Origin of the sequence: Psychrobacillus glaciei, assembly GCF_008973485.1 — a bacterium.
Classification (GTDB): Bacteria; Bacillota; Bacilli; order Bacillales_A; family Planococcaceae; genus Psychrobacillus; species Psychrobacillus glaciei.
This window is the reverse complement of the sequence record NZ_CP031223.1, coordinates 4,141,715-4,154,508: the sequence shown is the minus strand read 5'-3', so window position 1 is coordinate 4,154,508 and position 12,794 is coordinate 4,141,715. Positions and strand designations below refer to the sequence as shown.

Below are 12,794 nucleotides of genomic sequence, written 5' to 3'. Positions count from 1 at the left end.
AATGACTAAGAAAATTGTCTTGAGTTGTACACAATGTGGTCACCGAAATTATACGGTTAATACATCAAAAGAGAGTGCATCTATACGTATAGAACGAAAAAAGTATTGTACGCATTGTAACGCACATACACTTCACAAACAAACGTTGTGAGTATGTAAATAAGATAGATTTTCCGTATGGAGGTTTAGCTAAGATGGCTAATGTTGGAGGATTTTTTAAAAATGTAATGTCTGAAATGAGAAAAGTAAGTTGGCCTAGAAGGAAAGAGCTTACAAGATATACAGTTGTCGTACTAGCGACAGTGATAGTTATGGCTGTATTCTTTGGTTTAGTAGATTTAGGGATTTCTCAACTTTTCCGTTGGTATTTGGATCTATAAAATGCATTTTGTAAATATTTTTTGAAAATAGCCCGTCTTACTAAACGAACGGGTTTTTTCATTTGTCTAAGAAAAGGAGGGAAGGACGATCAGTCCTACAGCCATGGAAAAAAATTGGTATGTTGTTCATACTTACTCTGGGTATGAAAATAAAGTAAAAGCAAACTTAGAAAAGCGTGTAGAAACAATGGGAATGTCAGATAAAATTTTCCGCGTATATATCCCTGAACAGGAAGAAACGGATTTTAAAGATGGAAAAAAACGTGTCGTTTCGAGAAAAACTTTCCCTGGGTACGTATTCGTTGAACTGATTATGACAGATGATGCTTGGTATGTTGTAAGAAATACTCCAGGGGTAACTGGATTCCTGGGTTCTTCAGGCGGAGGAACAAAACCAACACCTTTAGCTCCTGAAGAAGTGCAGTCTATGTTGAAACAAATGGGCAGCAATGAAGCAAGAGTAGAAGTAGACTTCGCGGTAGGCGAATTGGTTGAAGTATTAGAAGGACCGTTTGCTCATTTCCAAGGGAAAGTAGAGGTAATTGACTCTACTAAAGGTAAAGTAACTGTTTCTGTAGATATGTTTGGCCGAGAAACAAATATGGAATTAGACTTCGTTCAAGTAACGAAAATATAATTTTTATTTAGTTACTTGCTAAAGGTTGAAAATAGTGGTATCATTTCAAAGGTCAGACTTAAAATAAGTCTGTATGAATTTTTCTAATGTTATCAGCAATTCGCTGAGAGACAGATATTTGAGTGGGAGGGGCAACCCAATTACCACATCACGGACTTAAGGAGGTGTGTCTCGTGGCTAAAAAAGTGATTAAAGTTGTTAAATTACAAATTCCTGCTGGTAAAGCAAACCCAGCGCCACCGGTTGGTCCTGCATTAGGACAAGCGGGTGTTAATATCATGGGATTCTGTAAGGAGTTCAACGCACGTACTGCCGATCAAGCAGGTCTAATCATTCCGGTTGAAATTTCTGTATTTGAAGATCGTTCATTTACTTTCATTACAAAAACTCCGCCGGCAGCAGTGCTACTTAAAGTAGCAGCAGGTATTCAATCTGGATCAGGTGAACCAAACCGCGTAAAAGTGGCGAAAGTGAAACGTGATAAAGTTCGCGAAATCGCAGAACAAAAAATGCCAGATTTAAATGCAGCGTCTGTTGAAGCAGCTATGTTGATGGTTGAAGGTACTGCACGTAGCATGGGTATTACAATCGAAGACTAATATTTAATGTGCATTTTAATATAATGCATTTGTTTTTTGGAGGTTGTAGTTGTTCCTTAGAATAACTACAACCTTTACACGTGGGAGGTTTATTCCGCTAAAACCACTATCAAGGAGGACATTTTAATGGCTAACAAAGGTAAAAAATTACAAGAAGCTTCAAAATTAATCGATAGTAATGTATTATATTCGGCTAAAGAAGCGATTGAACTTGCGAAAAAAACTAGCACTGCTAACTTCGATGCAACTGTAGAAGTTGCTTTCCGTTTAGGGATCGATACTCGTAAAAATGACCAACAAATCCGTGGGGCAGTTGTGCTTCCAAACGGAACTGGTAAAACACAACGCGTATTAGTATTCGCTAAAGGTGAAAAACTGAAAGAAGCAGAAGCTGCAGGTGCAGACTATGCTGGTGATACAGAATACATCAACAAAATTCAACAAGGATGGTTTGACTTCGATGTAATCGTAGCAACTCCGGATATGATGGGTGAAGTTGGTAAAATTGGTCGCGTACTTGGACCTAAAGGCTTAATGCCAAACCCAAAAACAGGTACTGTTACATTTGATGTTACGAAAGCTATCGGAGAAATCAAAGCTGGTAAAGTAGAATACCGCGCTGACAAAACTGGTATCATTCATGCGCCAATCGGTAAAGTATCTTTTGAAGATGAAAAATTAGTAGAAAATTTCTTGGCGGTATTTGAAGTAGTGCAAAAAGCTAAACCAGCTGCTTCTAAAGGTACTTACATGAAATCTGTTAATGTTACAACTACAATGGGTCCTGCTGTTAAAGTTGACGCTCAATCAATTAAATAATAATTGACAACTAAAGGTCTATCTGTTAAGATGGCTTTTGTTGTGAAATATACATTTGTACCGAAGACAGTAGGAGTGGCATGTCACTTAATATCCTACCGAGGACAAGCAAATTCAGATTCTTCTTAGATGATGACTTTCTGCCTCTGTGTCTATCCGTAGATCAGAGGCTTTTCTTTTGTCGGTATAAATGGCCAATTCTTATAGGAGGTGCCAAAATGAACAAAGCAATTGAAACAAAAAAAGTGCAAGTTCAAGACATTGCAGAAAAGTTTAAAGCTGCTGCTTCAGTAGTAGTAGTTGACTACCGTGGTTTAAACGTTGCGCAAGTAACTGAACTACGTAAACAACTTCGCGAAGCTGGTGTGGAATTCAAAGTTTACAAAAACTCTCTTACACGCCGTGCGACTGAAGTTGCTGGTGTGGATGGAATCAACGAACATCTTGTTGGACCAAACGCAGTAGCATTTTCTAACGAAGACGTAGTTGCACCTGCAAAAATCATTAATGATTTTGCTAAAAAGAACGAACATCTTGAAATCAAAGCTGGTATCATCGAAGGTATTGTAGCGTCTGCTGAAGACGTGAAAGCATTAGCTGAACTTCCATCACGAGAAGGTCTTCTTTCTATGCTTCTTTCAGTACTTCAAGCTCCAATGCGCAACTTCGCGCTTGCAACAAAAGCTGTTGCAGAACAAAAAGAAGAACAAGGCGCATAATTTATTACGCGGCTTAACAACTAAAAAAGGGCAAATAGCCTAAAAAATATCCATTATAGGAGGAAAATAAAATGAACAAAGAAGCAATCTTAGAAGCTATCAAAGAAATGACAGTTCTTGAGTTAAACGACTTAGTAAAAGCAATTGAAGAAGAATTTGGTGTAACTGCTGCTGCTCCTGTAGCAATGGCTGCAGGTGGCGGTGCTGCTGCAGCTGAAGAGCAAACTGAATTTGACGTAATCCTTGCTTCTGCAGGCGATCAAAAAATTAAAGTAATTAAAGTTGTTCGTGAAATCACTGGTCTTGGTTTGAAAGAAGCTAAAGAAGTAGTTGATAACGCACCAAAAGCAGTTAAAGAAGGCGTATCTAAAGAAGACGCTGAAGCTATCAAAGCTCAACTTGAAGAAGTCGGCGCTAACGTAGAAGTTAAGTAATTTTTGTACAGTTCGAAGAAAAAAAGCTCGTCAGTTAACGACGGGCTTTTCTTCGTATGTATTATGGAGGGTTATTCGGTGTCTGATCACTATTACTCTAGAAAACCTCAAACGGAAAGTAAGCCACGTCACTGGAATTTTACATTGCTTGGGAATGCCTTTCGATTTGAAACAGATGCTGGTGTCTTTAGTAAGAGCGAAGTAGATTTTGGCTCCCGTGTATTAATCGATGCTTTTGAAACACCTGATCTAGAAGGAGATTTTTTAGATATAGGCTGTGGATACGGTCCGATTGGTCTGTCTATTGCGAAAGCAAATGAAGGAAGAACAGTTCATTTAGTAGATGTTAACACACGTGCAATCCAACTTGCAGAAAAAAATGCTGCTGCTAACGGGATACAAAATGTACGAATCTATGAAAGTGATGGGTTGTCAGCGGTTCAGACTGCAAACTTTGCGGCTATTATAACTAATCCACCAATTCGCGCTGGAAAAGAGACTATTTTTCGTTTTTACAAGGAATCTTATGAAATATTGGTTTCAAAGGGAGAATTGTGGATTGTGATTCAAAAGAAACAAGGGGCACCATCAACTTTTAGTTATTTAGAAGAGATTTTTGGTCAAGTGGAAATAGTAGAAAAAGCAAAAGGCTACTGGATTTTAAAAGCTACAAAAGATTGACTTGACAAAATCGCTATGATATTATAATGAAATGTAAAATATTATTTTGAGGACGTATGCCTTTTTGAATAAATGTATTAAATACGGGTATACTGGCCGAAAGAAAAGTTTGGTTATTTAAAAATGAGCTCTTATTTAGAACTCGTTTTCTTTTTGTCTTTTCGATATCATACACTAATTTGTTGATATGGGAAAGACCTATTATCGCTTTATTGAGGGGTGAATGAGTTGACAGGTCAACTAGTTCAGTACGGACAACACCGCCAACGCAGAAGTTTTGCGCGTATTAGTGAGGTGCTTGAACTTCCGAATCTAATCGAAATTCAAACAGCATCTTACGAATGGTTCCTTGAAGAAGGTTTACGTGAAATGTTTAAAGATATTTCACCAATCGAGGACTTTACAGGCAATCTATCACTTGAATTCGTCGACTATAGTTTAAATGAACCGAAGTATTCAGTCGACGAATCAAAAGAACGTGACGCAACATACGCAGCTCCACTGCGCGTAAAAGTACGTCTCCACAACAAAGAAACGGACGAAGTGAAAGAACAAGATGTATTCATGGGTGATTTCCCACTGATGACAGAAACAGGTACTTTCGTAATTAATGGTGCTGAGCGCGTTATCGTATCTCAGTTAGTCCGTTCACCAAGTGTTTATTTTCATGACAAAACAGACAAAAATGGTAAAAAAGGCTTTGGATCTACAGTTATTCCAAACCGTGGCGCATGGTTAGAGTATGAAATTGATGCAAAAGACGTCGTATACGTTCGAATCGATCGCACGCGTAAATTACCTGTTACTGTTTTACTTCGCGCATTAGGCTTAGGATCTGATCAAGAAATCATTGATTTAATTGGTGACAATGAATATCTACGTAATACGCTTGAAAAAGATAATACGGAAACGTCTGAAAAAGCGTTACTTGAAATCTATGAGCGTCTACGCCCTGGTGAACCACCAACAGTTGAAAGTGCAAAAAGTTTGTTGTATTCTCGCTTTTTTGACCCAAAACGCTATGATTTAGCGAATGTTGGTCGTTACAAAATGAATAAAAAATTGCATATAAAAAATCGTTTGTTTAATCAAACGATAGCAGAAACGCTAGTGGATCCTGAAACAGGCGAGATATTAGTAGAAGCGGGTACTCTGATAGATCGTCGAGTACTTGATAGACTGATCCCTCATTTAGAGAATGGTATAGGGTTTAAAACATTATCTCAAGCAGGTGGTGTTTTAGAAGATGATATTACCATTCAATCCATTAAAATCTATGCACCAAATGAAGAAGAACAAAAGGAGATTAATGTAATTAGCAATGCGTATGTGGAAACAGAAGTTAAAAACATTACGCCTGCCGATATCGTTTCTTCTGTTGGATACTTCTTTAATCTTTTATACAATGTTGGAAATACGGATGACATTGACCATCTAGGAAATCGCCGTTTACGTTCGGTAGGAGAGTTGTTACAAAATCAGTTCCGTATTGGTCTTTCTCGTATGGAACGAGTAGTTCGTGAAAGAATGTCTATTAACGATACACAATCAATTGTTCCACAACAATTGATCAATATTCGTCCGGTCATTGCATCTATTAAAGAATTTTTTGGTAGTTCACAATTATCTCAGTTCATGGACCAAACAAACCCTCTTGCAGAACTAACGCATAAACGTCGTCTTTCTGCTCTTGGACCTGGTGGTTTAACGCGTGAACGTGCTGGATTCGAAGTGCGTGACGTTCATTACTCTCACTATGGTCGCATGTGTCCGATTGAAACGCCTGAGGGTCCGAATATTGGGCTTATTAACTCGCTTTCAAGTTTTGCAAAAGTAAATAAATTTGGATTTATTGAAACTCCATACCGACGTGTTGATCCTGAAACAGGTCTCGTTACTTCACGCATTGATTATCTAACAGCTGATGAAGAGGATAACTATGTAGTAGCGCAAGCGAACTCTCCCTTATCAGAAGATGGTGAATTCGTTAAAGAAGAAGTAGTAGGTCGTTTCCGTGGGGATAATACTGTATTTAGAAGAGATCAGATTGATTACATGGATGTATCGCCGAAACAAGTAGTTTCTGCAGCAACAGCATGCATTCCTTTCTTAGAGAATGATGACTCGAACCGTGCTCTTATGGGAGCGAACATGCAACGTCAAGCAGTTCCTTTACTGAATCCAGAAGCTCCTTTTGTAGGAACAGGTATGGAACATGTGAATGCACGTGATTCAGGTGCTGCTGTTATTGCAAAATACCATGGTATCGTAGAACACGTAGAAGCGAAAGAAATTAGAGTTCGTCGCATCGAAGAAGTCGATGGAAAAGAAGTAAAAGGAGATTTAACATCTTATAAAGTACACAAATTTGAACGTTCAAATCACGGTACTTCTATTAACCAACGTCCAATTGTGAAAATTGGGGATCGAGTTAAACCACTTGATATGCTTGCAGATGGTCCTTCTATGGAAAAAGGTGAACTAGCATTAGGTCGTAATGTATTAGTAGCCTTCATGACATGGGATGGATATAACTATGAGGATGCCGTTATAATGAGCGAGCGTCTCGTGAAAGATGATGTATACACTTCTGTGCATATTGAGGAGTATGAATCAGAATCGCGTGATACGAAGCTTGGGCCAGAGGAAATTACGAGAGATATTCCGAACGTCGGAGAAGATGCATTACGCAATTTAGACGATCGTGGAATTATCCGTATTGGTGCAGAAGTTCGTGATGGAGACATCCTAGTTGGGAAAGTAACACCAAAAGGGGTTACAGAACTAACTGCGGAAGAGCGTTTACTTCATGCTATATTTGGTGAAAAAGCTCGTGAAGTTCGTGATACATCTCTACGCGTACCTCATGGTGCTGGTGGGATAATTTTAGATGTAAAAGTATTCAACCGTGAAGATGGCGATGAATTATCTCCAGGCGTTAACCAATTAGTCCGTGCATATATCGTTCAAAAACGTAAAATCTCTGTAGGGGATAAAATGGCCGGACGTCATGGTAATAAAGGGGTAATTTCAAGGATTCTTCCGGAAGAAGATATGCCTTTCCTTCCAGACGGAACACCTGTTGATATCATGTTAAATCCACTAGGTGTACCTTCTCGTATGAATATTGGGCAAGTACTAGAGCTTCACTTAGGTATGGCTGCTAGACTTCTAGGTGTTCATATGGCGTCACCAGTATTCGATGGTGCCAACGAGGAAGATGTTTGGAATACGATGGAAGAAGCTGGACTTAACCGTGATGGTAAAACGACTCTTTATGATGGTCGTTCAGGTGAACCATTTGATAACCGTGTTTCTGTTGGGGTTATGTATATGATTAAACTTGCCCACATGGTTGATGATAAGTTACATGCTCGTTCAACGGGTCCTTACTCACTAGTTACGCAACAGCCTCTTGGAGGGAAAGCGCAATTTGGTGGTCAGCGTTTCGGAGAAATGGAAGTATGGGCACTAGAAGCTTATGGTGCCGCTTATACACTGCAAGAAATTTTAACAGTTAAATCCGATGACGTTGTAGGGCGTGTAAAAACGTATGAAGCAATCGTTAAAGGTGAAAGCGTGCCAGAACCAGGTGTTCCTGAATCATTCAAAGTATTGATCAAAGAATTACAAAGTTTAGGTATGGACGTTAAAATGCTAACTATTGACGAAGAAGAAATAGAACTTCGCGATTTAGATGAAGATGACGATATTCCTGCAGCGGACGCACTTGGAATTTTGCCACAAGCAAAAGAAGAGGAACCAGTAGGGATAGTGGAATAAAGAATACAGCTAGACAACTATTTCGCGGCGACTAACAAGTGTTTTCTGCGACGAGCTGTGCGCAGGAGCAAAAGAAGAGGAACCAGTAGGGATAGTGGAATAAAAGGTAAAAAGAAATCGGACAGGTGATGCCTGTCCGTATTTCCGTATAAAATTGCATTATGCAGAGCTACTTGGAAAGTCTTTTAAAAGACACAAGACTAAAGGGAGGTAGGCTCCTTGATAGATGTTAATAATTTTGAGTATATGAAAATTGGTTTAGCTTCACCTGATAAAATTCGCTCTTGGTCTTACGGGGAAGTTAAAAAACCTGAAACAATCAACTATCGAACATTAAAACCTGAAAAAGATGGTTTGTTCTGTGAACGTATTTTTGGTCCTACTAAAGACTGGGAATGTCACTGTGGTAAATACAAACGAGTTCGTTATAAAGGTGTAGTATGTGATCGATGTGGAGTAGAAGTAACACGTTCAAAAGTACGTCGTGAACGCATGGGACATATCGAATTAGCAGCACCAGTTTCACATATTTGGTATTTCAAAGGTATTCCAAGTCGTATGGGTCTAATTTTGGATATGTCTCCGAGATCCCTTGAAGAAGTAATTTATTTTGCTTCCTATGTGGTAATTGAACCTGCTGATACACCACTTGAAAAGAAACAATTACTTTCTGAAAAAGAATATCGTGCATACCGTGATAAGTTTGGTACAAAGTTCCAAGCTGCTATGGGTGCAGAAGCAATTAAACGTCTACTTCAAGAACTTGATTTAGAGAGTGAAACAGAAAGCTTAAAAGAAGAGCTGAAAACTGCACAAGGTCAGCGTCGTACACGTGCTATTAAACGCTTAGAAGTAGTAGAGTCTTTCCGTAATTCAGGAAATAAGCCAGATTGGATGGTTTTAGACGTACTTCCGGTAATTCCTCCAGAATTGCGTCCAATGGTTCAATTAGATGGTGGACGATTTGCTACATCTGATTTAAACGATTTATATCGTCGTGTTATTAACCGTAATAACCGCTTAAAACGTTTACTTGACTTAGGTGCTCCAAGTATTATCGTACAAAATGAAAAACGTATGTTACAAGAAGCTGTAGATGCTTTGATTGATAATGGTCGTCGTGGTCGTCCGGTTACAGGACCAGGTAATCGTCCATTAAAATCACTCTCTCATATGTTGAAAGGGAAACAAGGTCGTTTCCGCCAAAACTTACTTGGTAAACGTGTAGACTATTCTGGTCGTTCGGTTATCGTAGTAGGACCTAACTTAAAAATGTATCAATGCGGTCTTCCAAAAGAAATGGCTATTGAATTATTTAAACCATTTGTAATGAAAGAACTAGTTGAACGTGGCTTAGCTCACAACATTAAAAGTGCTAAACGAAAAATTGAACGTATGCATGCTGAAGTATGGGATGTATTAGAAGACGTCATTAGGGAGCATCCGGTTTTATTAAACCGAGCACCTACTCTTCACCGTTTAGGTATTCAAGCTTTCGAACCAACATTAGTAGAAGGCCGTGCAATTCGTCTTCACCCTCTTGTGTGTACAGCTTACAACGCTGACTTTGATGGTGACCAAATGGCAGTTCACGTTCCTTTATCGGCAGAAGCTCAAGCGGAAGCCCGTTTATTAATGCTTGCAGCACAAAACATTTTGAACCCGAAAGATGGAAAACCAGTTGTTACACCTTCTCAAGATATGGTTTTAGGAAACTATTACTTAACACTTGAGCGAAAAGGGGCAACAGGAGAAGGTTCTACTTTCTATGGTCCAGAAGAAGTATTAATCGCATATAACACTGGTCATGTACATTTGCATACACGTATCGCAATTGATGCATCATCACTTAAAAACCAAACATTTACGGAAGAACAAAACAAAATGTTGTTAACAACAACTGTTGGTAAAGTAATTTTTAATGAAATATTACCAGAGACGTTCCCGTATATTAATGAACCAACTGACTTCAATTTGCAAATTGAAACTCCATCAAACTACTTTGTTTCTACAAATACAGATATAAAGAAACATATTGAGGCAATGGATCTTATACAACCATTCAAGAAAAAGATCCTTGGAAATATCATTGCAGAAGTATTTAAACGTTTCCATATTACAGAAACTTCGAAAATGCTAGACCGCATGAAAGCACTTGGATTTAAATATTCTACTAAAGCTGGTATTACAATCGGTATTTCTGATATCGTGGTACTTCCAGACAAAGGTGAAATTCTAGAAGAAGCGCAAGGTAAAGTAGATAAAGTAATTAAACAATTCCGTCGTGGTTTAATCACTGAAGAAGAGCGTTATGCAAGTGTCATAGGACATTGGAGTAAAGCAAAAGAGATTATTCAAGACAAACTGATGAAATCCCTTGATAATTCTAACCCAATTTTCATGATGAGTGATTCAGGTGCCCGTGGTAACGCATCTAACTTTACGCAACTTGCAGGTATGCGTGGTCTTATGGCCAATCCAGCTGGACGAATTATCGAACTTCCGATCAAATCATCGTTCCGTGAAGGTTTAACAGTTCTTGAATACTTCATCTCGACTCATGGTGCTCGTAAAGGACTTGCTGATACTGCACTTAAAACTGCCGATTCAGGTTACTTGACTCGTCGACTTGTTGACGTAGCTCAAGATGTAATTGTTAGAGAAGAAGACTGTGGAACTGACCGTGGATTACTAATAGGTTCACTTATGGAAGGCACGGAAGTAATTGAAGAGTTTGGTGAACGTATTGTCGGTCGTCATACGAAGAAAACAATCTTCCATCCAACAACGAATGAGGTAATCCTAGTGAAAGACGGTTTAATTACACAGGATGTCGCTCGCATTATTGAAGAAGCGGGTCTCAAAGAGTTAACAATCCGTTCAGCGTTTACATGTAATACGAAGCACGGTGTTTGTAAAAAATGTTACGGTCTCAACTTAGCTACTGGAGACACTGTAGAAGTTGGAGAAGCGGTTGGTATTATTGCTGCTCAATCAATCGGAGAACCAGGTACGCAGTTAACGATGCGTACATTCCATACAGGTGGGGTTGCCGGAGATGATATTACTCAAGGTCTTCCACGTATCCAAGAGATTTTTGAAGCTCGTAATCCAAAAGGGCAAGCTGTTATTTCAGAAATTACAGGTATTGTTACTGAAATTGATGAAATTAGAGAGGGCCAAAAAGAAATTACAATTCAAGGTAATGTAGAAACTCGTAAATATTTAGCGCCTTATAATGCGCGTATAAAAGTTCAAGTAAATGATACAATTCAACGTGGACAGGTATTAACGGAAGGTTCTACTGATCCAAAAGAATTATTGAAAGTAAAAGACGTTTCTACCGTTCAAGTGTACTTATTAAAAGAAGTACAAAAAGTTTATCGTATGCAAGGGGTAGAAATTGGTGATAAACACATCGAAGTAATGGTACGTCAAATGCTTCGTAAGATTCGTGTCATTGAAGCTGGTGAAACGGAATTACTTCCAGGCTCGCTGCTTGATATTCATCAATTTGCTGAGGCAAATAAGGATGCAGTTTTACAAGGTAAGATCCCTGCAACTTGTCGCCCAGTAATTCTTGGTATTACGAAAGCTTCTCTAGAAACAGAATCATTCTTATCTGCAGCATCATTCCAAGAAACGACTCGTGTCTTAACGGATGCAGCGATTAAAGGGAAACGTGATGAATTACTAGGATTAAAAGAAAATGTAATTATTGGTAAACTAGTTCCAGCTGGAACGGGTATGCAACGTTATCGTCAGATTCAGATTACTAGTAATAAAGCGGATAAAGGAAAAGAAACAATAAGCACTGATTAAAAAATAAATATTAGGGAGAAACGTCATGGTAGTTCTCCCTAATATTTTTAAGATTAGTGTTGACAGTCTTTTCTAAGAGTGATAATATGTTTAAGGTTGATAGTTATCTGACTTGTGACTTTGGAGGATATGAAAATGTCTTATGAAAAAGTGAAACAAGCAAAAAAAACAATCATAGGTATAAAGCAATCAGTAAAAGCGATGGAAAAAGGGCTTGTCAAAGAAGTTTATATTGCACTTGATGTAGAGGAAAGAATTATTGATCTAGCACGATCAACAGCACAAGATAACAATGTTCTTATACACTACGTAAAGTCTAAAATAGATCTTGGTAAAGCTTGTGGATTGCGCTTAGGTGCATCAGTAGTAGCTCTTATTGTGTAACAGTTTTTGTGTAAAACACAAAGACTTTGTTTTTACCCAAAAAATGAACCACCTGGATGTGTGGTATTAAAAAGAATAAATGAAGGGAGGAATAATCGATGCCTACAATTAACCAATTGGTACGTAAGCCTCGTCAATCCAAAATTACGAACTCAAAGTCTCCAGCTTTAGGAAAAGGCTATAACAGCTTTAAAAAGTCAGCTACAAATCTTAACTCTCCACAAAAGCGTGGGGTTTGTACTCGTGTTGGTACTATGACGCCGAAGAAACCAAACTCAGCACTTCGTAAATATGCGCGTGTACGTTTGACAAATACGTTAGAGGTTACTGCTTATATTCCTGGTGAAGGTCACAACCTACAAGAACATAGTGTTGTACTTATCCGCGGAGGAAAAGTGAAAGACTTACCAGGGGTACGTTACCATATCGTACGTGGTGCTCTTGATACAGCTGGTGTTACAGGTCGTATGCAAAGTCGTTCTTTATACGGTGCAAAACGCCCGAAAGTAAAAAAATAATTTTTAAATAATTAGACA

Annotated in this window: 12 protein-coding genes and 1 other annotated feature; all 12 genes read left to right on the top strand. The window is 38.5% G+C overall.

Annotation, left to right across the window (positions count from 1 at the left end):
• The first annotated feature begins 1 nt into the window (after window position 1).
• The 12 genes from rpmG (at window position 2) to rpsL (ending at window position 12,776) form a co-directional block, all read left to right on the top strand.
• Window positions 2-151: a 50S ribosomal protein L33 gene (rpmG, locus tag PB01_RS19745; RefSeq protein ID WP_151701751.1), complete on the top strand. Its 150-nt coding sequence runs from the start codon at window positions 2-4 to the stop codon at window positions 149-151.
• 43 nt (window positions 152-194) lie between these two features.
• Window positions 195-380 (top strand): preprotein translocase subunit SecE, encoded by a 186-nt coding sequence (secE, locus tag PB01_RS19740; RefSeq protein ID WP_151701750.1) that lies wholly within the window; start codon window positions 195-197, stop codon window positions 378-380.
• Window positions 381-483: 103 nt separating this feature from the next.
• Window positions 484-1,017, top strand: coding sequence for a transcription termination/antitermination protein NusG (gene nusG / locus PB01_RS19735; RefSeq protein WP_151701749.1), 534 nt, complete (start codon window positions 484-486; stop codon window positions 1,015-1,017).
• Window positions 1,018-1,190: 173 nt separating this feature from the next.
• Window positions 1,191-1,616: a 50S ribosomal protein L11 gene (gene rplK / locus PB01_RS19730; RefSeq protein ID WP_151701748.1), complete on the top strand. Its 426-nt coding sequence runs from the start codon at window positions 1,191-1,193 to the stop codon at window positions 1,614-1,616.
• 126 nt (window positions 1,617-1,742) lie between these two features.
• Entirely contained in the window at window positions 1,743-2,435 is a 693-nt protein-coding gene (gene rplA, locus PB01_RS19725) for a 50S ribosomal protein L1 (RefSeq protein ID WP_151701747.1), read from the top strand.
• 42 nt (window positions 2,436-2,477) lie between these two features.
• Window positions 2,478-2,621, top strand: a sequence feature (ribosomal protein L10 leader region).
• Between the two features lie 32 nt (window positions 2,622-2,653).
• Entirely contained in the window at window positions 2,654-3,154 is a 501-nt protein-coding gene (gene rplJ / locus PB01_RS19720) for a 50S ribosomal protein L10 (RefSeq protein WP_151701746.1), read from the top strand.
• A 71-nt stretch (window positions 3,155-3,225) separates the two neighbouring features.
• Window positions 3,226-3,588, top strand: coding sequence for a 50S ribosomal protein L7/L12 (rplL, locus tag PB01_RS19715; protein ID WP_151701745.1), 363 nt, complete (start codon window positions 3,226-3,228; stop codon window positions 3,586-3,588).
• A gap of 78 nt (window positions 3,589-3,666) precedes the next feature.
• On the top strand, window positions 3,667-4,269 hold the full coding sequence (locus PB01_RS19710; RefSeq protein ID WP_151701744.1) for a class I SAM-dependent methyltransferase: 603 nt from the start codon (window positions 3,667-3,669) through the stop codon (window positions 4,267-4,269).
• A 228-nt stretch (window positions 4,270-4,497) separates the two neighbouring features.
• Window positions 4,498-8,052: a DNA-directed RNA polymerase subunit beta gene (gene rpoB, locus PB01_RS19705; protein WP_151701743.1), complete on the top strand. Its 3,555-nt coding sequence runs from the start codon at window positions 4,498-4,500 to the stop codon at window positions 8,050-8,052.
• A 219-nt stretch (window positions 8,053-8,271) separates the two neighbouring features.
• Window positions 8,272-11,874 (top strand): DNA-directed RNA polymerase subunit beta', encoded by a 3,603-nt coding sequence (gene rpoC, locus PB01_RS19700; protein ID WP_151701742.1) that lies wholly within the window; start codon window positions 8,272-8,274, stop codon window positions 11,872-11,874.
• Between the two features lie 135 nt (window positions 11,875-12,009).
• On the top strand, window positions 12,010-12,258 hold the full coding sequence (locus PB01_RS19695) for a ribosomal L7Ae/L30e/S12e/Gadd45 family protein (RefSeq protein ID WP_151701741.1): 249 nt from the start codon (window positions 12,010-12,012) through the stop codon (window positions 12,256-12,258).
• 98 nt (window positions 12,259-12,356) lie between these two features.
• On the top strand, window positions 12,357-12,776 hold the full coding sequence (rpsL, locus tag PB01_RS19690) for a 30S ribosomal protein S12 (RefSeq protein ID WP_151701740.1): 420 nt from the start codon (window positions 12,357-12,359) through the stop codon (window positions 12,774-12,776).
• The last annotated feature ends 18 nt before the right edge of the window (window positions 12,777-12,794 follow it).

Bases quoted from the DNA above. Each gene is read 5' to 3' on its own strand.
- rpmG (WP_151701751.1), top strand. From the start codon at position 2: ATGACTAAGAAAATTGTCTTGAGTTGTACACAATGTGGTCACCGAAAT.
- secE (WP_151701750.1), top strand. From the start codon at position 195: ATGGCTAATGTTGGAGGATTTTTTAAAAATGTAATGTCTGAAATGAGA.
- nusG (WP_151701749.1), top strand. From the start codon at position 484: ATGGAAAAAAATTGGTATGTTGTTCATACTTACTCTGGGTATGAAAAT.
- rplA (WP_151701747.1), top strand. From the start codon at position 1,743: ATGGCTAACAAAGGTAAAAAATTACAAGAAGCTTCAAAATTAATCGAT.
- rplJ (WP_151701746.1), top strand. From the start codon at position 2,654: ATGAACAAAGCAATTGAAACAAAAAAAGTGCAAGTTCAAGACATTGCA.
- rplL (WP_151701745.1), top strand. From the start codon at position 3,226: ATGAACAAAGAAGCAATCTTAGAAGCTATCAAAGAAATGACAGTTCTT.
- PB01_RS19695 (WP_151701741.1), top strand. From the start codon at position 12,010: ATGTCTTATGAAAAAGTGAAACAAGCAAAAAAAACAATCATAGGTATA.
- rpsL (WP_151701740.1), top strand. From the start codon at position 12,357: ATGCCTACAATTAACCAATTGGTACGTAAGCCTCGTCAATCCAAAATT.